The 21,270-nt window shown below is 44.5% G+C and carries 18 protein-coding genes; 12 read left to right on the top strand and 6 right to left on the bottom strand.

The window, feature by feature from the left end; translation table 11 throughout:
• Positions 1-122: 122 nt before the first annotated feature.
• Entirely contained in the window at positions 123-764 is a 642-nt protein-coding gene (locus tag ABFW99_RS08280) for a response regulator transcription factor (protein WP_349353900.1), read from the bottom strand.
• Complete coding sequence (locus ABFW99_RS08275) at positions 761-3,745, bottom strand: two-component regulator propeller domain-containing protein (RefSeq protein ID WP_440707469.1); 2,985 nt, start codon at positions 3,743-3,745, stop codon at positions 761-763. The genes ABFW99_RS08280 and ABFW99_RS08275 overlap by 4 nt, the downstream gene beginning before the upstream one ends.
• 306 nt (positions 3,746-4,051) lie before the next feature.
• Between ABFW99_RS08275 and dnaX the strand changes: the two genes are divergently transcribed.
• From dnaX to ABFW99_RS08245, 6 genes are all read left to right on the top strand, one after another.
• Positions 4,052-5,914, top strand: coding sequence for a DNA polymerase III subunit gamma/tau (dnaX, locus tag ABFW99_RS08270; protein ID WP_349353897.1), 1,863 nt, complete (start codon positions 4,052-4,054; stop codon positions 5,912-5,914).
• 40 nt (positions 5,915-5,954) lie between these two features.
• Positions 5,955-6,302 carry a YbaB/EbfC family nucleoid-associated protein gene (locus tag ABFW99_RS08265; protein ID WP_349353896.1) on the top strand — a complete coding sequence of 116 codons (348 nt, stop codon included), beginning with the start codon at positions 5,955-5,957 and terminating at the stop codon, positions 6,300-6,302.
• 73 nt (positions 6,303-6,375) lie between these two features.
• Positions 6,376-6,978, top strand: a complete 603-nt coding sequence (recR, locus tag ABFW99_RS08260; RefSeq protein ID WP_349353895.1) for a recombination mediator RecR — start codon at positions 6,376-6,378, stop codon at positions 6,976-6,978.
• Positions 6,979-7,213: 235 nt separating this feature from the next.
• Positions 7,214-9,094: a M1 family metallopeptidase gene (locus ABFW99_RS08255; protein ID WP_349353894.1), complete on the top strand. Its 1,881-nt coding sequence runs from the start codon at positions 7,214-7,216 to the stop codon at positions 9,092-9,094.
• 81 nt (positions 9,095-9,175) lie between these two features.
• Entirely contained in the window at positions 9,176-10,330 is a 1,155-nt protein-coding gene (locus tag ABFW99_RS08250; protein WP_349353893.1) for an NAD(P)-dependent malic enzyme, read from the top strand.
• Positions 10,331-10,455: 125 nt separating this feature from the next.
• The gene (locus ABFW99_RS08245; protein WP_349353892.1) at positions 10,456-12,693 is read left to right on the top strand and encodes a DUF5916 domain-containing protein; all 2,238 of its coding nucleotides are present in this window, start codon (positions 10,456-10,458) and stop codon (positions 12,691-12,693) included.
• A gap of 239 nt (positions 12,694-12,932) precedes the next feature.
• Here ABFW99_RS08245 and ABFW99_RS08240 read toward each other — a convergent pair whose 3' ends face one another.
• From ABFW99_RS08240 to ABFW99_RS08230, 3 genes are all read right to left on the bottom strand, one after another.
• Positions 12,933-13,499, bottom strand: a complete 567-nt coding sequence (locus ABFW99_RS08240; RefSeq protein ID WP_255133738.1) for a hypothetical protein — start codon at positions 13,497-13,499, stop codon at positions 12,933-12,935.
• A 174-nt stretch (positions 13,500-13,673) separates the two neighbouring features.
• Positions 13,674-16,217, bottom strand: a complete 2,544-nt coding sequence (topA, locus tag ABFW99_RS08235) for a type I DNA topoisomerase (protein WP_440707468.1) — start codon at positions 16,215-16,217, stop codon at positions 13,674-13,676.
• A 13-nt stretch (positions 16,218-16,230) separates the two neighbouring features.
• Positions 16,231-16,707 carry a peroxiredoxin gene (locus ABFW99_RS08230; RefSeq protein ID WP_349355037.1) on the bottom strand — a complete coding sequence of 159 codons (477 nt, stop codon included), beginning with the start codon at positions 16,705-16,707 and terminating at the stop codon, positions 16,231-16,233.
• 170 nt (positions 16,708-16,877) lie between these two features.
• On the opposite strand from ABFW99_RS08230, the gene ABFW99_RS08225 reads away from it, so the two are divergent.
• Both ABFW99_RS08225 and ABFW99_RS08220 read left to right on the top strand, forming a co-directional pair.
• The gene (locus ABFW99_RS08225; protein WP_349355036.1) at positions 16,878-17,159 is read left to right on the top strand and encodes a type II toxin-antitoxin system RelE/ParE family toxin; all 282 of its coding nucleotides are present in this window, start codon (positions 16,878-16,880) and stop codon (positions 17,157-17,159) included.
• A gap of 10 nt (positions 17,160-17,169) precedes the next feature.
• On the top strand, positions 17,170-17,463 hold the full coding sequence (locus tag ABFW99_RS08220) for a HigA family addiction module antitoxin (RefSeq protein WP_349355035.1): 294 nt from the start codon (positions 17,170-17,172) through the stop codon (positions 17,461-17,463).
• 154 nt (positions 17,464-17,617) lie between these two features.
• Here the strand turns inward: ABFW99_RS08220 and ABFW99_RS08215 are convergent, their stop codons facing one another.
• A complete protein-coding gene (locus ABFW99_RS08215) occupies positions 17,618-18,181 on the bottom strand; it encodes an NUDIX hydrolase (RefSeq protein WP_349355034.1) in 564 nt (187 codons plus the stop codon).
• Here ABFW99_RS08215 and ABFW99_RS08210 point away from each other — a divergent pair, their 5' ends adjacent.
• The 4 genes from ABFW99_RS08210 (at position 18,182) to ABFW99_RS08195 (ending at position 21,152) form a co-directional block, all read left to right on the top strand.
• A complete protein-coding gene (locus ABFW99_RS08210; RefSeq protein WP_349355033.1) occupies positions 18,182-19,363 on the top strand; it encodes a phosphorylase family protein in 1,182 nt (393 codons plus the stop codon).
• Positions 19,364-19,690: 327 nt separating this feature from the next.
• Positions 19,691-20,323 (top strand): DUF2975 domain-containing protein, encoded by a 633-nt coding sequence (locus ABFW99_RS08205; RefSeq protein WP_349355032.1) that lies wholly within the window; start codon positions 19,691-19,693, stop codon positions 20,321-20,323.
• Positions 20,323-20,943 (top strand): DUF2975 domain-containing protein, encoded by a 621-nt coding sequence (locus ABFW99_RS08200; protein ID WP_349355031.1) that lies wholly within the window; start codon positions 20,323-20,325, stop codon positions 20,941-20,943. The genes ABFW99_RS08205 and ABFW99_RS08200 overlap by 1 nt, the downstream gene beginning before the upstream one ends.
• 2 nt (positions 20,944-20,945) lie before the next feature.
• On the top strand, positions 20,946-21,152 hold the full coding sequence (locus ABFW99_RS08195) for a helix-turn-helix domain-containing protein (protein WP_020403887.1): 207 nt from the start codon (positions 20,946-20,948) through the stop codon (positions 21,150-21,152).
• The last annotated feature ends 118 nt before the right edge of the window (positions 21,153-21,270 follow it).

Below are 21,270 nucleotides of genomic sequence, written 5' to 3'. Positions count from 1 at the left end.
GGGCCTGATTACCCGAAAAGCCAACAATCCGGTTATACCCAGACCTAATCTCACCTTAATCCTCTCTTTATTCTATAGGAAGAGCTACTCATTCGCATAGGTACAAGTACCTATAAATAACCTTATTTTATCTTTGAAGCGTGTTCTACAGCGTATTTTAGAAGAGCATGGGTTCCGCTAAGCCCCAGTTTATTACAAATATTGTTGCGATGATTCTGAATAGTTTTGATGCTCACATTATGCTCATCAGCTATCTCCTGACTGGTTTTCAGGTCGGCCAATTCTTTGATAATTCTCTTTTCTGTCCTGGTAAGTGCATTCAGCCCATCTTTATCGCTTGCCGGTGACACCAGCTTCGAATTTCTTCGGATCAGGAAGTTAGATATGGCCGGACTCAGATAGTGTTCTCCCTTCAACACGTTCTGCAGGCACTGCGTGATTTCGGAAACGGTATTCTCTTTCAGCACATAGCCTTTCACCCCAATATCCATGGCTTTATTAAACATGGATTCATCTTTGTACATCGTCAAAAAAATGATATCAACAGGCAGGCTCTCATAGTGCACCTGCCGGGCTACTTCAAAACCGGTTTTTTGGGGCATTTCAATATCCAGTACGGCTATCCGTGGCTTTTCTTCACGGATATATCCCAGTGCCTCTTCCCCATTCTGAGCCGTAATAATCTCATATTTTTTTTGACTTTCCAGCACCTGCTGAAGCCCTTTCAACATCAGAGGGTGATCGTCAGCGATTAGTATTTTCATGACATTGCCCATTCGTTGATCGGTATTACAATTTTTATGGTTGTTCCTTCCTCTTTGGCTGATTGAATGTCAACCGTACCACCCAGCGTCTCAATTCGTTCACCCATGCCCGATAGCCCAAGACCTGCCGTATTCTTCTTTTCACCCACCTTAAAACCTATTCCGTTATCCCAAAGGACTGATGTTATCCCTGATGGCCTCTTTTTAATAATTACTGATGCCTGAGTTGCTCCGGAGTGTTTCAGAATATTGTTAACCCCTTCCTGTACCACCCTGTAAAAGTGAATTTCTTTTTTCCCGGGGATAATCCCGTCTATATCATCCACATGATAAGCCCACTCCAATGCAGATGTTTCCTGAATTTGCTCACATAAGTTTTTCACGGCATCCGTGAGCCCAAACCTTTCGAGATGAACAGGGCGAAGGTCGTGGGAGATAGACCTAACCTCTTCGATTGATGTGGTAGCACTTTGCATAATTTCATCCAGCTGCTCACCAAGTTCATCAGGATTTTCAACTAATTTACGAGCCAATTCCGCGCGATTTTTTATAACCAGTATTTGCTGACCAAGACTATCATGCAATTCAGAGGCTATTCGCTTTCTTTCATGTTCTTCTGACTCAATCAATTGTTCTGTGAAGCGCTTCTGTCGTTCGTTTTGTCGTTTCAGCTGCTCAATTCTTACATAATAGATAAAACCCGCTACTCCTGTTATCATCAAAACCACCAACGAATAGAACCAGGAAGTTTGCCAGAACGGGGGAATTACCGTGATGTTCAACGATGCTCCCTCTGTATTCCATATCCCGTCTTCATTACCGGCTATAACCTGAAAGGTGTATTCCCCCGGCGGTAATTTTGAGTAAAGCGCGCTTCTTCGCCCCCCCACTTCAATCCACGTGTCATCATAGCCTCTCATAATGTACCTGAATTGAACTTTCTTCGGATCTGTGAAGCTAATCGCAGTGTAATTGATTTCAAGAAAGGGCGTACTGTGAGATAACTCTATAGATGAATCGAATGGCACTTCCCCTTCATTTGTACGTAAATTTTCAATGTATACAGGTGGCTGAACTTCATTGAATTCTACGTGAGCCGGATTTACTACAGCAACACCAGCAACCGTTGGAAAATATATTTGCCCCAAGGAATCGGTAAAAGTACTTGGATGAAAGCCTCCGTTTGTCTCGGCTGAATTCATCCCTTCAGCGGTTCCAAAAGAATAGGCTTGTACACCATTCTTTTCGCCTTCAATGAACCGGTTGAGACTGTCCCTGTTAACCATAGAAATACCCCGGTTGCTCCCCATCCAAAAATTTCCTCTTTCATCTTCTACAATATGGGAGATAATGTCATCATAGAGGCCGTCTTTTCTTGTGACATTGACTATTTGGTTATCATCAATTCTGAAAAGACCATTTCCATAGGTTCCTATCCAATAATATCCCTCTTCATCCTCATAAATTGCACGAACCGGAGGCTGATTATTTTGAACAGATCCCGGTTCATTGCTCATCAATTCGATTTTTTTGATTTCTCCGTCATCAATTCTGTTTAAACCGGCTCTTGTACCAATCCACATTCTGCCGTGGCTATCTTCAAATGCGGTTCGGATACTATTAAAGTAAAGACCGTCTTCTATCGTCAGGTGCTTGAAGTAATCCCCGTTGTAAATAAAAACACCATCCTCTGTTAGCACCCAGATATGCCCCTTTTTATCCTCAGAAATTCCAAAAATTCTTTCTGAAGTAAATCCATCATCTAAACCAAAAGTTTTACTTGGACCTTCAAAAGTCGGAACATAACGTATTCTATCTGAACCAACCCAGATCCTCTTCTTTGAATCCTGATATACAGCCCAATTACACTTTCCAGGTATTAATTGGTTTAAATTTGAATGGCTGACTTTAACCCCATCCCAGTAGTAAATACCACCGCAATTAGTCGCAAAAAGAGCCTTTCCATCATTTAGTTTAGTCAGGGCAAGCATTTTTTCATTTTTCAATCCCTGATCTACATCTATCATATGGATGGGGGTAGCCCGGAGCTTAAATAATCCATCTCCATCTGTTCCGAACCAATAGTTGCCTTCATTATCCTTTAATATACTCCGGTAAATTACATTCAACTGTTCGGGTATCGGGGTCACCTGCCTGAACTCATCTCCTTCCCAAATACGGATATCCCCGGGGAAATTAACTATGAGTTTGTCCTCATCAAATTTCTCAAAGCGAACGAAATTATTGTTACTGGCTCCGTTTTCTTTATCAAAAACCTGACGGGAGTTTTCAGTTTGAATGATGATCCCTTTGTCAACCGTTCCGATAAAAAGCTGACCGGAATGCTTAGGGTACTCGATCACTTCTATATACCCAAGATGAGTGTTCTTTTCCTCCGGCTCATTATTCTCGATTTGCACGACCCTTTCGCCCAGGGTTTTAACTATTTTATAATCGTAAGCCAGCCAGACACCTGTGGTATCGTTTTTGGCTTCTTCTGCTAAAGATGAATCAATTATTACTTCTTTTCTTACAAACCCGGTTTCAGTAAATCGATAAGCGTTTCCATAGGCAGTTGCCCACAGCACTTCATTTGCATCTTCGTTTAACTCTATGCGACTGCCTCCTTCTTGTCCAAAACCAAAGGTTTCTATCTTTCCATCTTCGAACCGCTGCACATACCCTAAATCCCCTTCCAGGAACAACCAGATTCCGCCCCGACGGTCTTCATACAATTCAAGAATTCGCTCCGTCGCCAATCCGCTTACATTAGACTTATTGAATACCGTAAATGCGTTTCCATCAAAACGCACCAGCCCTCCATAGGTCACCATCCATATATACCCGTCCTGTGTCTGAATAATATGGTTTATAGAATTCTGGGGAAGGCCTTCTTCTAAACCGTACTGGGTTGCAACGTAGTTATCAAAGTTTTCAGTTTGTGCTTGTGAAAACAGTGGAATAGCCAATAAAATACACATACAGAGCAAGCCTGATAAGACTGTCCTTTTCTTTGCTCGTTTGATACTTCCTCCCAGGTTATAGGTCGATACTACGGCCCAAGGGCCAACGCAGAGCAAATGTAGTTTTCCAATCTGAGAAATAAAACTGAAAACCTTATGGTAACGTTATATTTTTTTAAAAATTGAAGCCGATTTGTAGCGCCGTTCAGCATATTACAACCCAATTACTCGAAGCTCATAACATACCTTTTTTCTCTAATTCCGCTCTCCAATTCTTCCAGTCTTTTTGTACATTCCAACCGTTAGTTAAAGCGACCTTTGAGAATGTCAGAAACGTACCGCGCACTTACCCGAAAATATCGACCCCATACCTTTGATGATATTGTCTCGCAAGAACATGTGAGTAACACCATCAAAAATGCCATTAAGCAAAACAGGCTGTCTCATGCCTATATGTTTTGTGGTCCGCGCGGTGTTGGAAAAACCACCATGGCCCGGGTGCTGGCCCGAACCATCAACGAAATTGATACCAGCATTGATGGCGAGTCACTGAACCAGACACTCAACATTGTGGAAATGGATGCGGCTTCCAACAACAAGGTGGATGATGTGCATCACCTGCGGGAAAGCGTTCGGATTCCTCCTCAAAACGGTCGCTACAAAGTATTTATCGTGGATGAGGTTCATATGCTCAGTAAAGCAGCTTTTAATGCGCTGCTGAAAACGCTGGAAGAACCTCCCGAGCACGCCATCTTTATTTTTGCGACTACAGAACCACACAAGGTTCTGCCTACCATCCTGTCCCGCGTGCAACGCTTTGATTTCAAGCGGATTTCCGTGGATGAAATCGTACAGCGCCTGCGCAAAATTTCACTGGACGAAGATATTTCCATTGATGAAGAATCTCTGCACGTAATTGCCAAAAAGGCTGATGGTGCCCTTCGTGATGCCCTTGGACTGATGGATCAGGCCATCGCATTCTGTGGTGATACTATCACTTATGATGAATTACTGCAGGCATTGAACGTTGTTGGAACCGACCGCTTGTTTCAGTTTATGAATTGTGTGAAACAGCATGATGCCGACAAAGGACTGGAACTTATTAACACGCTGCTGCAGGAAGGGTATGACATTCAGGAGTACCTGATTGGGCTCACCGAACACCTACGGAATTTGTACATCGCTCATCACAGCGAACAGCTTTATCTGGTTGAAGCTTCCGAGGAAACCAAGAAGCGATACCAGCAGACGGCCAAAGATTTTTCCCGCGATGATTTAATGCGCATGCTGCACATCATCAGTGAAGCTCAAATCAAGTTAAAGGATGCGAGTCAGCCACGTATTCAGTTTGAAATTACCTTATTGAAGCTGATTCATATGGAGCGATCGGTGCAGCTGTCTGAGTTGCTGGCCGGCTTGGAGGAATTAAAAAAAAACTCCGGTAACTTCGTAAGCACATCACAAAACGGCTCAACCCAAAAAGAAACCGATTCTGAGGCTGAAACAACTTCGGAACCTTCTTCTAACGGGCATCAGGTTAAACAAAGTGAATCTCAGAATCAGGAAACGGAAGAACCCGATAATGAGGCTGTTAAGAAAACAGAAATCGGGCAGGAGCCGGAAGAAGAATCTGAGGCTGAAGAAGCCGATCATGAAGAACCGGAGGCTATCGAAGAAGACGATGATTTTGATATCGGCACTCCGGCGCTAATGACCAGCCTTTCCAGGAAAACGGCTGCCGCTTCCCGAAAAACATCGAACCCAAGTGAGGCGGCCACTTCACCCGCACCCTCTTCCCCAAAAAAGACTAAAAAAGCTCCTGAAAAGCTCACCCTTGAATACGTTCAAAATTCCTGGACGGAATACCTTGATTCACTGAAAGGAGATTTTCCAATGTTGCTTCACCTGCAAATGGAACGGGTAAAGGTGGTGAAATTAAAAGGATCCGAACTGTTCCTGGAGTGTGACAACCAATTTGCCCACAAGATGCTGGATGAACAGAAGTCTGAACTACAAAAGAAACTAAAGGAATGTGTGGGTGCTTTACTGCGTTTTAATGTGACAGTAGGCGAACAACAGGAGCGCGAAAAAACCATGAGCGTTTACGAGCGCTTCAAACAGATACAACAAAAAGACCCCATTATCCGTGATATTGTGGAGATTTTCGGGGCCGAACTTGAGTATTAGACAGCTTTTTTTAAAAGAACATTAAACCCAACTTAGAATTATGAGCAACTTTAATATGGCCGATATGTTTGGCAAGATTCAGGAAATGCAATCCAAAATGCAGGAAGCCCAGGAAGGCTTAAAGGATGTTATTGTTGAAGCCGAAGCCGGCGGCGGAATGGTTAAGGTGAAAGCCAATGGCAACAAACAAATCGTATCTATCGAAATGGATAACGATGTGGTTGATCCTCAGGATAAAGAAATGCTGGAAGACCTGATTGTGGCAGGTGTAAATAAAGCCCTCGAAAAAGCCGAGGAGGCCTCCAAAGAAAAAATGCAGGAAATGTACAAAGGAATGATTCCCGGCGGCGGAATTCCCGGAATGGATATGTCAAAATTCGGACTTTAATCAGGTTTTAGTTACAAGGTGTTAGGTTTTAGATTCACTAAAACCTAACACCTAACACCTTGCCACTTAATACATGCAGATAACCTCAGAATATTTGGAGCGGGCCATTGAGCAGCTCGCCAAACTCCCGGGAACGGGACGTAAATCAGCCCAGCGTATTGCCATTCATTTACTGAAACAAAATGATGAGTATGCTCAAAAATTAGCTCAGGCCATTGTAGATCTGAAGGAAAAAGTTACCCGTTGCTCCGTTTGCGGAAATGTGAGTGACTCCGATCCCTGCAAAATCTGTGACAACCCGAAACGGGATCCATCCGCTATTTGTGTGGTCGAGGAATTCAACGACGTCTATATCATTGAGAAATCAAATGAATTCCGAGGGCGGTATCACGTATTAGGCGGGGTTATTTCTCCCATGGATAACATAGGTCCGGACAAACTTCGGATACAGGAACTCCTGAAGCGGGTGGGCGAAGATGACCATATCAATGAAGTAATCCTGGCCCTGAACCCCGACGCTGAAGGTGAAGCAACTTCTTATTACATTAACAAACTCCTGAAGAACTACGAAGTTGATGTAACCCGAATCGCCTATGGTATCCCGATGGGAACTGAACTCGAGTTTATTGATGAGGCGACCCTGAGCCGTGCCTTCGCCAGCCGAAACAGTTTTTGACATTATTTAAACCGCAGAGAACGCAAATTTTTCGCAGAGTTCGCTATGTTATAATGGGAACTTAAGCGGTAAAAGAGTTTTTGATATTCAGAAATTACTGACACTAAATTAGACCTCTTAATTGATTTCAAAACCAAACTACTTTAAGACTGATTTCATCGAGTTGTAAACAACCTTTAACCTCCGCGAGCATAGCGCATACTTTGCGTTCTCTGCGATTAACCTTCTTATAAGCATGAAGAAACTGATACTTTTTATTTTTCTCGGGCTATTTTGCCTTTCAACAAATGCACAAAACCGGACTTACTGGCAGCAGCATGTTGATTACACTATGGAAATTGATGTGGATGCAGAGAATCATCAATATTCCGGAAAGCAAACATTGGTTTACACCAACAACTCTCCTGATGTTTTAGACCGTGTGTATTATCACCTGTATTTCAATGCATTTCAGCCGAGCAGCATGATGGACGTTCGCTCCCGCACAATTGCTGACCCCGACCGAAGAGTAGACGACCGAATAGCCGGCCTGTCCGAAGATGAAATAGGTTATCAGCGGGTTAATTCTCTCACCCAGGATGGCAAAGCGGTTGAGTATGAAACAGACGGTACTATCCTGGTTGTAGAACTAAATGAACCGATTCAACCCGGAGCTTCCACCACATTCAAAATGGAATGGGATGCCCAGGTGCCTCTTCAAATTCGCCGTTCAGGCTGGAATAATGCAGAAGGCGTTGAATTCTCCATGAGCCAATGGTACCCAAAACTTTCAGAATATGATTTTCAGGGATGGCATCCTAATCCCTATATCGGGCGTGAGTTCCACGGTGTTTTTGGTGATTTTGATGTTAAAATTTCCATTGACAAAGACTATGTTTTGGGTGGAACCGGTGTTCTTCAAAACCCCAATGAAATTGGATATGGATACGAAGATGAAGGTGCTGAAGTAAACCGCCCCCGTGGTGATAAAATGACCTGGCACTTTAAAGCGGAAAACGTCATCGACTTTTTCTGGGGTGCCGATCCTGATTTTAAACACGTTACAGCCCAGGTTCCAAACGGACCTAAACTTCACTTTCTCTATCAGCAGCCGGCTGTAGTTGAAGGAGCTTCCGATGAGCAAAACGCACAATACACCCGAAACTGGGAGCAGCTGGTTGACTATACCATTGGTGCTTTTGAATATGCTAACGAGCATTTCGGCGAGTATCCCTATCCGCAATACACCAACTTACAAGGTGGTGACGGCGGCATGGAATACCCGATGGGAACCCTGATTACCGGCGGGCGAAGCCTCGGCAGCCTGGTGGGCGTAATGGTGCACGAAATGTATCACAGCTGGTTCCAAAATGTACTGGCTACTAATGAAAGTCTGCTCGAATGGATGGATGAAGGCTTTACCAGTTACGCCTCCGCTGAAACCATGAACCACCTATTCAACCAAAATTCTGACTTCCCTTATGCAGGATCTTACAGCGGTTATTATTCACTGGTAGAATCCGGACGGGAAGAACCCATGACTACTCATGCCGATCATTATGAAACCAACTTTGCCTATGGTCGCGCTGCTTATTCTAAAGGAGCCGTATTCCTGGGGCAGATGGAGTACATCATCGGTGAAGAAGATTTCCGAAACGGAATGCTGAATTATCATAAAGAATGGAAGATGAAGCACCCAACCGCACTCGACTTCCTCAGCATCATGGAGAAAGAATCAGGGATGATCCTTGACTGGTATTATGAATATTTTGTTCAAACCACCAAAACCATCGATTATGGCATTACTTCTGTAATTGGAAATGATAACAGAACCTCTGTTAAAATTGAACGCATTGATTTGATGCCTATGCCGCTGGACGTTGTGGTTGAGTATGAGGATGGAAGCAGTGAATTATTCTACATTCCATTGCGTGTAATGCGTGGAGAAAAACCCAACGAGACGGATATGAAGCGAACGGTATTGGCAGACTGGCCGTGGGTTGAACCAAGCTATACCATGACCATCAACAAAGCTGCTTCATCCATTAAAACCATCACCATAGATCCTTCTCAGCGACTCGCTGACATCAACCGCGAAAATAACTCTTTTGATGTATCAGCGATGCTGAACGATTAATTCTGACTTTAACTTTAAGGTGTCGTACTCATGTGCGACACCTTTTTTATTTGATAAAATTTTTACCCGAAATAAAACCACATGTCTAAAAAAGACTACGCGAAGTTAGCCATCGAAGCCCACGAAAAGCATAAAGGAAAAATTTCTGTTGAGCCTAAAATGCCGTTGGAGACCAAGGATGATCTCAGCATTGCCTATACCCCGGGCGTGGCAAGGCCCTGCGAGGAAATTGCAGATGACAAAGAGAAAGCGTACAACTACACCGCTAAAGGAAATATGGTAGCCGTGGTCAGCGATGGTTCCGCCGTTCTCGGATTGGGTAATATCGGACCGGAAGCCTCTCTTCCTGTAATGGAAGGAAAGTCGGTGCTGTTTAAAAAGTTCGCCAATGTAGATGCTTTCCCCATCGTACTTGACACACAGGATACCGACCAAATTGTACAAACAGTGAAAATGATCGCTCCCGGCTTTGGAGGTATTAACCTGGAAGACATCTCTGCTCCCCGCTGTTTCGAAATTGAACGTCGTCTGAAAGAAGAATTGAATATACCCGTTTTTCATGATGATCAGCACGGAACGGCCATCGTTACGCTGGCCGGTATGTATAACGCCATGCGACTGACCGGCAAGAAGCTGGAAGATCTTTACGTAGTGGTGAACGGCTCCGGTGCAGCTGGTGTCGCTATCGTAAACCTGCTATTTGAAGCCGGTGTAAAAGACGTAGTGATGTGCGACAGCCGCGGCATTATCCATAAAGAGCGCACCGACTTAAACGACACCAAAAAGAAAATGGCTGAAATAACCAATAAAGGTCATCGTACAGGTCAGCTGAAAGATGCCATTTCCGGAAGTGATGTATTTATCGGCGTTTCCGTACCGGGTGTGCTAACGCAGGATATGGTGAAAACCATGAATAAGGACCCCATGATCTTTGCGATGTCAAACCCTATTCCTGAGATTATGCCCGAAGATGCTAAAGCGGCAGGAGCAGCCATTATCGCCACCGGACGCTCTGATTTCCCCAACCAGATCAACAACGTGCTGGCCTTCCCAGGAATTTTCCGTGGAGCGCTTGATGCACGGGTCACCAACCTCACTACGAAGATGTTCATCACCGCAGCCAAAGCCATTGCTGATTGTGTGGATGACCTCTCAGCAGATAAAATCATTCCAAGTCCGTTTGATGAGCGGGTGCCGGAGCAAGTGGCCAAGGCTATTCGGGAAAACAGAACATAAAAGCCGTTTCATCCTGTTTCTGTCAGTCCGTTTCTTATTTTAACATTTTCACAGTCCGGCTGTAAAGATTAATTATTAAGTTCCGGCTCTCGCTCAAGGAGTTACAAATAAATAACCGGGTCGGAATGAGATCGATATTATCAGCACTTACAGTATCTGTACTATGTGGAATTGGAAACGGACATGTTCTGGGGCAAACCCCGGATGAGCTCGTCCCACCTCCTACCAACAACAAGGTAACCGCTGTTTTCGCTGAGGAAGCTCCCTACATCGATGGTAACCTGGATGATAAAGTATGGGAAGATATTCCTCCCATTACCTCCTTTACCCAAGCCTGGCCGAATGACGGCGCCCCGGCTACCGAAGATTCAGAAGTTAAAATTGCCTACGACCGCGACAACCTGTATTTCGCTTTCCGGTTTTATGATGATAATCCGGAGCTGATTCGCGCTAAAAATTTGGAACGTGGAGGGCGAAATAATCGCGATGACCACGCCTATATCGGCATTGACACCTACCGTGATGGCCGGAATGCATACCTTTTTGAGATGAATGCGCTGGGCACTCAGGATGATGCCCTGATTACTGATGAAAGCATCAGCTACGACAGCTTTTCCTGGAATGCCGTATTCATAAGCGAAACAAAAATTGATGATGAAGGCTGGACTATGGAGGTTTCCATACCGTTCCGACAGCTCCGCTTTCCGGATGGTGAAGAACTGGAATTCGGGTTGATGATTTCCCGCATGATTAACCGTAAAAACGAGCGTGTGCTTTGGCCGGCTATTGGAATGGAATATGGCGGTAATTTTGGCGCCTTTGGTACGCTGGCAGCTGTTTCTCAGTACGGTACCCTGAGGGGAATTAAGAATATTCGTCGTGGCAATAACATCGAGATTAAGCCTTATGTAATATCAGGAGCTCAGGAAGTGCGACCCGATCTTCAGAATGAACAAACCGACGTTGAGTACACCTATGATATCGGTGGGGATATGAAATGGGGAATCACCTCCAACCTGACTTTGGATCTTACCGTAAATACTGATTTTGCCCAAGTTGAAGCAGATAACGTACAACTCAATCTCTCCCGATTTAATCTGTTCTTTCCGGAGAAACGAGAGTTCTTCCTGGAACGCGCCGGTCTTTTTGAACACGGGAATACCCGTTCCACCCAAACCTTTTTCTCCCGACGAATTGGGCTTACCAACGATATCCTGACCGGTGCCCGCATGACCGGGCAGCTGGGGCGTTTTTCTGTCGGGGCCATGAATATCGAAACCGGGAATGAGATGGGAGATGTTTTTGGAAGCCAATCTACCAATAACACGGTTGCGCGAATCAGGACCAATATATTTCCACGAGCTACCGTAGGTACCATTGTCACTAATGTGGAATCACCGAATGGCTATAACCGCGCCCTCGGTTTTGATACCAAATACCGGTTTTGGAGCACCAGTGAGTTCAATGCCTGGTACACTAAAGTTTGGGATGATACCGATGCCTTTAATGATGCGGCCGGCCACGGAAGCCTTCAGCTTCAAAATGAAACCTACTCCGGTGGAATGTCCTACACCAATGTTGGTGAAAACTACAACCCGGCTCTTGGTTTTGTGCGACGCCGGAATATGAGGCAGTATTCAGGAAATCTTGGATATAAACCGACCGTTGAGTTTAATAGCCTTCCATCTCTTCGAAGATTTAATTTCGGAGCGTCCTATAATTATATTGAAGGACAGGATGGTGTAAAACAAACCACCCAGCTGAGTGGATCGGCAACGGCAGAGTTTGCCAGCCGGCAAAGTATCCGTATTAGCGGAAACCAGCAATTTGAACGGCTTTTCGTGGACTTTCCGATCCGTCAGAACGCCACTATTCCTGCCGGAGATTACACCTTTAATTCCATAGGTATACGCGGGCAATCTGATGAGAGTAAGCGACTTTTCGGTACTGTGGAGGCCAGTACGGGGCAGTTCTATCATGGCAATCGTACCGATTTAGAAGGCAGCATCGGTTTCCGCCAGTCCAAGCATCTTCACATCGAAGGAAGGCTTAGCCATTCCATCATCGACCTGCCTGTTTCTAATGGTGAATTTGATGCCACCACGGTTTCCACTTCCATTCTCGGGGCGGTAAGCCGAAAGCTATTTGCCAAAGCCCTCATTCAGTACGACAACTTCTCCCGCGATCTTCAAGCCAACATTCGCATCGACTGGATTCATACTCCCGGAAGTGACCTGTTTCTTGTATTCAACACCTCGTACCATCTTACCGGAGATAACGAAACGCTTTTTGATCCCCGGAAGGATGTGGTCATGAATAGTCAGGCCGCCGTGGTGAAGCTGACGTATTTGATTATGCTGTAGAATTTCGCACCGACTCAGAGCGTCAGAGCGGGTTGAGGCATGGCATTGTATCGGTCGTACACCTTAGACCTTTTCTGTCTCCTATACTAAACATCAAGTTCATCCTTTAATCCCGATAATCATGATTCAAAAACCAACTTGTGAACCCTGATTTATAGGATTATCGGATTCCCGGGATTTTTTTCTTTGGTCGGTTACAGGCTTTTAAAGTATAAAACGCGGGAAAATTTTCAGAAGGCTTAAAACAAACTCGTTTGCTCGCGGTCTTCTTTTTGGGCTTGCTCTATTTGGGGCTCTTCTGTTGGGGTGAAGGTTTTGAGCATTTCCGGCATGAACCGTTTTTCATAAATACGACGGGCTATTCCATGTAAGGCTTTTTCGCCACGGGGAGGGATTCGGAGAAAGCCGCTGTCATCTTCATCAAGAAAGCCAAATTGACGCAAGTCATTGACAATCAGGTAAGCCAGCTTCTCGGTTACACCCGAGTTTTTCTCTACATATTCACGATGGGGAGGCTCGTCTTCACTCACATACACCAGTCCGAGTACATTGAGCTCAACATCAGTGAGAGGGAAACCTTCGCTGCCTTTGGTAAGCAGATTGTCCCAGGTTTTTTGAGAGTAATACAGCCCGAACCAGGACTTAGCTTCCCGGAGTAAATGACCACTCATTGCACAGGCAAAATGCTGACCCGGTCCGGCTTTGCGCGGCTCACCCCGGGTACGAAACATATTCACCATGGTGGCGAGATCTAATTCTCCAATGTTAGGCGGATACCTGAAGTAAAAATCGCTTCGTTTTTGCATGTACCTGCTTCCTGTCTGTTTGTTTTGACAGCATCAGTAAGAAATCTACAAAAAAAAATTCAAAGCCACTGTCATTCTGAGGATACCTCCGAAGAATCTTCAATTGTTTACTACATTTAGTTGTTGCAACGGCTTTTGAAGATCTTTCGGGAGTACCCTCAAGATGACCTTTTACTATCCTTTTTCCTTGATCAATTCCACGGCTTTATCCATGGTGAAGTCTTCAGGGGTTTCCCCTTTGGGAAGGCTGATATTCTTCTTTCCATGCTTGATATATGGGCCGTATCGGCCGGTCATCACCCGAACTTGTTTATCCGTTTCCGGATGTTTCCCAAGGTCTTTAATCTCGTTACTTCCCCGGCGGGATTTGGATTTTTGGTTCAGCAGTTCAACGGCCCGATCCAGCTCAATATCCAGTACGCTGTCTGATTTCGGGATCGACTTGAATTTACCGTCGTGCACCACAAATGGTCCGTAACGGCCTACACCGGCTTTTACCACTTTATCGTCTTCCGGGTGCTTGCCGAGTGGCCGTGGTAGTTCCAGCAGCTGCAATGCCAGGTCAAGATCCACATCTTTGGGCTCCATTCCTTTCAGTAGAGAAACACGCTTCGGCTTTTTATTTTCTTCGGTTACTTCCCCTCGCTGAACGTAAGGACCGTATCGGCCGGAAAGCAGAAATACAGGCTCACCGGATTCAGGATCTTCGCCAATGGGTTTATCCTGTTCCTCAGAAATCTTAATCAACTCTTCCAGCTTGTCTGAAGAGATGTCGCTTGGATCCATATCGTTGGGCAGCGAAGTAGTTACTTCTTCTCCGTTTTTCTCCATGCGTGCGTAAGGCCCAAATCGGCCCACCGCCACTTTGATTCCTTCTAAACCTTCCAATGGCAAATCAAGCAGCTTTGCCTCTTGTGGGTCAATCTTATCTTCCTGAGTGTCAACCTTTGCTTTCAGACCGTTGTCACCTTTGTAGTAATCTTCAAGGTATTTAACCGGGTCCTGATTGCCTTCTGCCACAGCATCTAATTTATCCTCCAGCTCTGAGGTAAAATCGCTGTCCACCAAATCGGGGAAATGTTTTTCCAACAGGGTTGATACAGCAAATGCAGTGAACGTTGGAATTAGTGTTTTTCCTTCACTTTTAGCATACCCGCGATTTTGAATGGTTGAGATAATAGACGCATAGGTACTCGGGCGACCAACTCCTCTTTTCTCCAATTCTTTAACCAGCGTTGCTTCGGTAAAGCGTGCCGGAGGTTTGGTTTCGTGGCTTACAAAGTTCAGGTCATCCAGAGCAGTAGCATCACCTTCGGTCATCGCCGGAAGGAATTTCTCCTGATTTTCAAGTGCTGCTTCCGGGTCATCGCTTCCTTCTACATAGGCACGGAAATAACCGGGAAACAGAATTTTCTTACCGCCTGCGCGGAAGTCCGCATCGGTACCGTTATTGGTTGCCCGGATGGTGACGTTTGTGAATTCAAGTTCAGCTTCAGCCATTTGGGTAGCTATGGTTCGCTTCCAGATCAGGTCATAAAGCTTAAACTCTCGATCCCGAAGCCCGGCCTTATCCGGCTTCACAAAACGGGAGCCTGACGGACGGATAGCTTCGTGAGCTTCCTGTGCCGACTTCCCTTTCTTGTTGTAATTCCGTACGCGCTCAAACAGGTAATCTTCACCGTATTCTTCAGTTACCGCATCCCGGGCTGCACCAATAGCCTGGCCGGATAAACGGGTAGAATCGGTACGCATATAGGTTATAAATCCTTTTTCGTATAGCTTCTGGGCTACGCTCATGGTGTCGCGGGCAGAGAACCCGAACTTACGGTTGGCTTCCTGCTGCAGGGTGGAAGTAATAAACGGAGGCGCCGGATTTCGCTTCTGTGTTTTCACATCCACATTAATCACCGACCAGCTCGCCGACTTCAGGTCATCAACCAAAGCCGATGCCTTATCTTCGTCCAGCAGAACTACGGAATCCGGCTTTTTCAGCTTGCCGGTATTCTCGTCAAAGTCTTTACCACTGGCGAGGCGTTTCTCATTAAGGTGAGTCAGGTCGGCTTCAAACTGATCGGTCTCCGCTTCTTTATGAAGCTGTGCTTTCAGGTCATAATAGGTAGCGCTTTTAAACTTCATGCGTTCCCGTTCGCGCTCCACCAAAAATTCTACAGCTACCGATTGTACACGTCCGGCTGAAAGACCCGGAGAAATCTTTTTCCACAGCAAAGGGGAAACGGTATAACCTGCCAGGCGGTCCAGAATTCTTCGTGTCTCCTGGGCATGTACCAGATTCATATCAATGTCGCGGGTATTTTCCAATGCGTTCAGCACGGCTTCTTTGGTAATCTCGCGAAATGCCATTCGTTTAACCGGAATCTTGGGCTTCAGCACTTCCATCAGGTGCCAAGAAATAGCCTCTCCTTCCCGGTCCTCATCCGTTGCGAGAATGAGTTCGTCCGCATCTTTCAATAACTTTTTGAGCTTGGTAACCACTTTCTTTTTGGAAGAAGGAACCACGTATAAAGGATCGAAGCGATCATCTACATTTATTCCCAAATTCGACCAGCTCTCTTTTTTATACTTGGCGGGAATTTCTTTCGCTGAGGAAGGAAGGTCACGAATGTGACCCATAGAGGAGTCCACTACATACCCATCGGGCAGGTATTTTTTAATCGTTTTCGTTTTTGTAGGGGACTCTACAATGACAAGGCTTTTCATGCAATAAGGATAATTATTTCAAACTTTCGACCAGCTCTTTTAGCTCTCCGGCGTGGTCTTTGGTATTCACTTTTTCGACAGTGCCCAAAATAGTACCATCTGTATCAATAACAAAGGCCGAACGTGAAGGGGCCTCATACTCATTGCCAAACATCTTTTTCTCAACAATGGAATCGGTGGCTTCAGCAAATTTATAATCCGGATCAGAAACCAGGGTAAAATCGATTCCCTGCTTTTTGGCGTATCGTTTGTGCGAACCACAAGTGTCTTTACTGATGGCCACCAGGTTATACCCATGATCTTTAAACCATGATGTTTCGTCTCCAAGATCTTTAGTTTGGCGGTCGCAGCTGCTGGTATTGTTCTTCATATATACAGAAACGATGGTTGGTTTATCCAGCAAATCCTTGAAGTTAACCTCTTTTTCTTCGCCGCTTTGCACGGCTTTTACTTTAAAATTGAAATCTGCTTTTGCTCCTGTGTCAATCATGAATCTGAAAACTTGGTTTACTTAATAGTTGGGATGGGATAACTGGATTTCGGTAAAGAATCGTTCAGAACCTACTCTTAGATTTTGATGATATGTAATCAACTACAAACTTTTTGACTATAGAAACGAAATAACCTATTTTGTTACGCGTTACGTAACACAATGATTCTATGATAAAATCATTTGCTGATAAAGAAACAGAAAAGATCTTTCAAAGGAATTACTCAAAGAAAATTCCTGAAGAAATTCAGCGAAGAGCATATAGAAAGCTTCTTCAAATTGATCTTATGACGGATTTAGAGGAATTAAGATCACCCCCCGGAAACAGATTGGAAAAACTAAAAGGTGATAGAGAAGGACAACATAGTATTCGCATAAACCAGCAATGGCGTATTTGTTTTGAGTGGAAAGAAGGTGACGCCTTTCATGTTGAAATTACCGATTATCATTAACCAAACGATTATGAAAAAAATAGCCCCAGTCCATCCCGGAGAAATGCTAAAAGAAGAGTTTTTAGACCCGCTGAACATTTCCCAACGAGAATTTTCGAGGATTATCAAAGTGCCGGCTAACCGGGTTAATCAAATAGTAAATGGCAAACGCTCCATTACTGGAGATACCGCTATCCGGTTTTCGATTGCCCTTAATACCTCTGCTGAGTTTTGGCTTAGATTGCAGGAGCGGTACGAACTCGAAAAAACATACGATGAAGTTGGAGATTCTTTGAAAAAAGAGATTCAGCCTATTGTTCAATAGTTTGACAAGTTTTGCGGATTCATTTCCGAGCTCATATGTTTCTCCTTCAAAATGAGAAAAACTCGTTGATCTATAACTGTTGTTAAAGAAGATATCAAAGCTATTAAATGTCACGAAAAATCTGTGAAGATCCCCCCATCTGTGTAATCTGTGATCACCGACGCCACAACAAGAACTTAGCTACGGCCGCCACCACCAGCGAATGATGCACTTCTCCCCGGTTTACCAGTTCTAAAAAATCTTCCAGCGGCATTACATGAACATTAATGCGCTCGTTGCCATCCAGCTGCTGCTCCTGAACTTTCTTACAGTTTTTGATCAGATAGGTATAAGTGTAATTGTTAAAAATGGCCGGGTTCGAACTCACCCTTCCTAAGTCAACGCACTCATCACCAGCATAGCCGGTTTCTTCCAGCAGCTCCCTTTTTGAGGTCTCCAGTGGCGACTCCCCGGGATCGACCATGCCACCAGGTAGCTCCAATGTGGGCTGCTCGATTCCATATCGGTACTGCTCCACCAACACGATTTCATTATCAGGGGTGAGAGGAATTACATTGATCCAATCGGGAGCTTTAAGAATGGAAAAATCCGCCGAATGATCTTCCGACTCAATTTTCATCCTGCGGTTCAAAAGTTTGAAAATATTCGTCGTATATTTGACCTCTTCATCTGTGGTAACCCACGGTTCAATTGTAAAAGAAAATTCACCACTACTCATATGTCAGATACGCTCAAATTAGTTAAAGATCAGTTTTCTTCGGAGGCAGAACTTAAAAAAGCTATTGATAAAGCGTGCGACCTGATGGAAGAAATTTACGACTCCGGGAAATATCCTCAGATGATTGTAGAGCGAACCTGGAGTAAACACAATCCGGTGATTGATGGCGAATTGGCTCAACCCAAAGCCTATCGATGGTACCTCAAACGTGAAATAGAACGACTGGTGAGCAACGGGGCTACCGTTTTTATAAAACCATCCAGAGAAGCACTGCCCATGAACAACCCCGACCTCTTTGATAATCTGGACGAAAGTGACTGGGACATCACCCAAAAGAAATTATTTTTATTTCGGGCTGAACGCATTGATATTTCCCTCGACCGGCTTCGTCATTATACCGGAACCGATCCGGCCGATTTCCAGCGGTACATCCTGTTTACCAACTATGATATGCACGTGGAAGTATTTCTGGAGAAGTTCCCCGATTGTGTGAAACCGGAACGGGAAGGTGTACAAATGCCGGCCTACCATCACAAGATGGACAACAACTCCGGGCTTACGCTTATTAACATTGGTGTGGGGCCTTCCAACGCTAAAACCATTACCGATCATGTGGGTGTGCTTCGACCTGATGCGATGGTTATGGTGGGTCACTGTGGCGGACTTCGGAACCACCAGGACATCGGCGACTTTGTACTCGCCAACGGCTACTACCGCGCCGACCGTGTGCTGGATGACCTCTTCCCCATCGGAATTCCCATCTCTCCGAACTACATCCTGAACCGATATTTGAAAGAAGTGTTGGATCAGCATGAGATGGAGCATCGTATAGGAACCGTCTACACCACGGCCAACCGAAACTGGGAGTTCTCTAAAGCCAAAACGGTCGAAGAAATTCACATGAGTCGCAGCGTAGCCATTGATATGGAGTCTTCTACCGTAGCTACAAATGGGTTCAGGTATCGTATTCCCCACGCTACCCTTCTTTGTGTGAGTGATAAACCCTTGCACGGCAAGCCCAAGCTTACGGACGCCGCTCAATCATTCTACCAAAACTCCAAAGAAATGCACCTGGAAATGGTGATTGACGCCCTTCAAATGGTGAAAGATTCCTATCCGGAGGGATTACCTAATTCCAGCATCCGCGCCTTCAACGAACCCCTGATGGGCGGGAGTGGGTAGAACACCGAACAAGGAACATTCAAAACTGAACGTTAAACGGTTCTATAAGTCATTCCCGCGAAGGCGGGAATCTGATTGTCAGCTTAACATCAGCCGCTGATTCCTAAACAATTGACCAGATCCCGGGCATTCGCCGCGGGATGACTTTTCTCTTGTCTATTTTTAAAAAATCCCGCCCACACTCTACACTGGAACGCAATACAATAGCTCTACTAAATTTAGGGATTTCTTTATTCGGCAATAATTTATTGTTTATCAATAAATAGTTGTTGCTTTTCAAAAATAATTTATTTTAGTTAAAGGCAGATTAGAATTAAAGGATCTGTTATGAAACTCAGAAAAGACTGGTCGCTCGCACACTTCCTATATTACACCTGCTGGATTGGGTATTGGAGTATTGGGCTTTACTTAGTTATATCGATTGCCTCAACTATTATGGTCAGTTCAGATGGCTACACCCGACTTTTTAATTTACCTGTACTTATGGAAGTAGAACAGTTTTCAGGTTACGAAGAGCTCGAAATGCCAACGGCTTCAATAAATATTCCTGAACAGTTTCCTGTCGAGATAGATATTAAGTCACAAACCGATATACATGGTTTTGAGATTATGCTTCTCTTTTTGATTCAATCACTCAGTAGCTTTGCACTCATAGCCGTACTATTTTTATTAAGCAGTATTTTCAAAAATGTAGCTGAAGAAGATCCTTTCAATCAAGCTAATCCCAAGAACCTATTCTATTGTGGAGTAATTACTTTTATAACCGGCTGCATTAACATCGTTCTTTTTTTCACTCCTATCCCTCTTCTACAAGGGCTCAATTTGCCTGTCGGATATCAAATTCAGCACCTCAGTTCACCAACCGATATTCTTTTGCTAATAGGTATCACTTTTATTGTTTTAGCTTATGTATTTAAAGAAGGTGCCCGAATGTATGAAGAACAAAAACTGACGGTGTGATGGAATCTTTGAAAAACAGAAACTCAGTTTATTACTCGTACATCATCATCAATTTTTTATGGTATGCACTCTGTGGTACAGCCATACTTATCATAGGGACTATTCTCACCAAGCATACTTTTGGGTTAATGCTGGAGACGATAAATATCCGAATCCCCATTGAGACGAATCAACTTACGCTACAAACAGCGATCGACGCTTCGATGATATCGATTGAATCTGCCACTGCTTCACTGAATGCCGATTACATCATGAATAATCACTTTGGCCTTTATATCGGGATAATGACCTCTCTTGTTATAGGTCTTGGGTTGTTCCTGTTTGGTTTTTTTCAGCTTCGAATGATCCTGAAGTCCGCCTGGAGTAATAAAGTTTTCACCAAAAACAATATCAAACGACTCAAGATCATAGCAGGATTGATCATCGCTTTCAAACCCTTTGAGTGGCTGATGTATCAGCTTTTTGTTGTGCCCGTTGATAAAATGTTGATCGCCAATGAGATCTCGGTAAGCTTGGATTTTGAACCCGGAAGTTTCGTATATGGACTTTTGCTTTTTGCCCTGGCTGCCGTATTTGAAAAAGGCCACGACATGTACCAGGAATTAAAACTGACGGTGTAATCATGGCCATAATCGTAAACCTGGATGTGATGCTGGCCAAGCGAAAGATGAGTCTTACCGAGCTTTCAGAGGAAGTTGGTATTACCATGTCGAACCTCTCTATCCTTAAAACAGGAAAAGCCAAAGCCATTCGCTTTTCCACTCTCGAAGCTATCTGCGAAGCGCTGGATTGTCAGCCGGGAGATATTTTGGAGTATTCTGAAGAATAGTTCGTTAATCGTTATTCGTTATTGAAACCTCGACTATTAACGAATAACGAATACACGAACTTAAGTTTTTTTGTAAGGAATCGTCTTCAAATCGCTCTCACTGTAAAATGAATAAACC

It is taken from the genome of Gracilimonas sp. BCB1 (assembly GCF_040117685.2).
In the GTDB taxonomy this organism is placed as follows: Bacteria; Bacteroidota; Rhodothermia; order Balneolales; family Balneolaceae; genus Gracilimonas.
This window is presented reverse-complemented; position numbering and strand designations above follow the sequence as displayed.

What these genes read in the sequence shown, in the direction of transcription:
- ABFW99_RS08280 (WP_349353900.1), bottom strand. Translation starts at nt 764, where the DNA reads ATGAAAATACTAATCGCTGACGATCACCCTCTGATGTTGAAAGGGCTT.
- ABFW99_RS08275 (WP_440707469.1), bottom strand. Translation starts at nt 3,745, where the DNA reads ATGTGTATTTTATTGGCTATTCCACTGTTTTCACAAGCACAAACTGAA.
- dnaX (WP_349353897.1), top strand. Translation starts at nt 4,052, where the DNA reads ATGTCAGAAACGTACCGCGCACTTACCCGAAAATATCGACCCCATACC.
- ABFW99_RS08265 (WP_349353896.1), top strand. Translation starts at nt 5,955, where the DNA reads ATGAGCAACTTTAATATGGCCGATATGTTTGGCAAGATTCAGGAAATG.
- recR (WP_349353895.1), top strand. Translation starts at nt 6,376, where the DNA reads ATGCAGATAACCTCAGAATATTTGGAGCGGGCCATTGAGCAGCTCGCC.
- ABFW99_RS08255 (WP_349353894.1), top strand. Translation starts at nt 7,214, where the DNA reads ATGAAGAAACTGATACTTTTTATTTTTCTCGGGCTATTTTGCCTTTCA.
- ABFW99_RS08250 (WP_349353893.1), top strand. Translation starts at nt 9,176, where the DNA reads ATGTCTAAAAAAGACTACGCGAAGTTAGCCATCGAAGCCCACGAAAAG.
- ABFW99_RS08245 (WP_349353892.1), top strand. Translation starts at nt 10,456, where the DNA reads ATGAGATCGATATTATCAGCACTTACAGTATCTGTACTATGTGGAATT.
- ABFW99_RS08240 (WP_255133738.1), bottom strand. Translation starts at nt 13,499, where the DNA reads ATGCAAAAACGAAGCGATTTTTACTTCAGGTATCCGCCTAACATTGGA.
- topA (WP_440707468.1), bottom strand. Translation starts at nt 16,217, where the DNA reads ATGAAAAGCCTTGTCATTGTAGAGTCCCCTACAAAAACGAAAACGATT.
- ABFW99_RS08230 (WP_349355037.1), bottom strand. Translation starts at nt 16,707, where the DNA reads ATGATTGACACAGGAGCAAAAGCAGATTTCAATTTTAAAGTAAAAGCC.
- ABFW99_RS08225 (WP_349355036.1), top strand. Translation starts at nt 16,878, where the DNA reads ATGATAAAATCATTTGCTGATAAAGAAACAGAAAAGATCTTTCAAAGG.
- ABFW99_RS08220 (WP_349355035.1), top strand. Translation starts at nt 17,170, where the DNA reads ATGAAAAAAATAGCCCCAGTCCATCCCGGAGAAATGCTAAAAGAAGAG.
- ABFW99_RS08215 (WP_349355034.1), bottom strand. Translation starts at nt 18,181, where the DNA reads ATGAGTAGTGGTGAATTTTCTTTTACAATTGAACCGTGGGTTACCACA.
- ABFW99_RS08210 (WP_349355033.1), top strand. Translation starts at nt 18,182, where the DNA reads ATGTCAGATACGCTCAAATTAGTTAAAGATCAGTTTTCTTCGGAGGCA.
- ABFW99_RS08205 (WP_349355032.1), top strand. Translation starts at nt 19,691, where the DNA reads ATGAAACTCAGAAAAGACTGGTCGCTCGCACACTTCCTATATTACACC.
- ABFW99_RS08200 (WP_349355031.1), top strand. Translation starts at nt 20,323, where the DNA reads ATGGAATCTTTGAAAAACAGAAACTCAGTTTATTACTCGTACATCATC.
- ABFW99_RS08195 (WP_020403887.1), top strand. Translation starts at nt 20,946, where the DNA reads ATGGCCATAATCGTAAACCTGGATGTGATGCTGGCCAAGCGAAAGATG.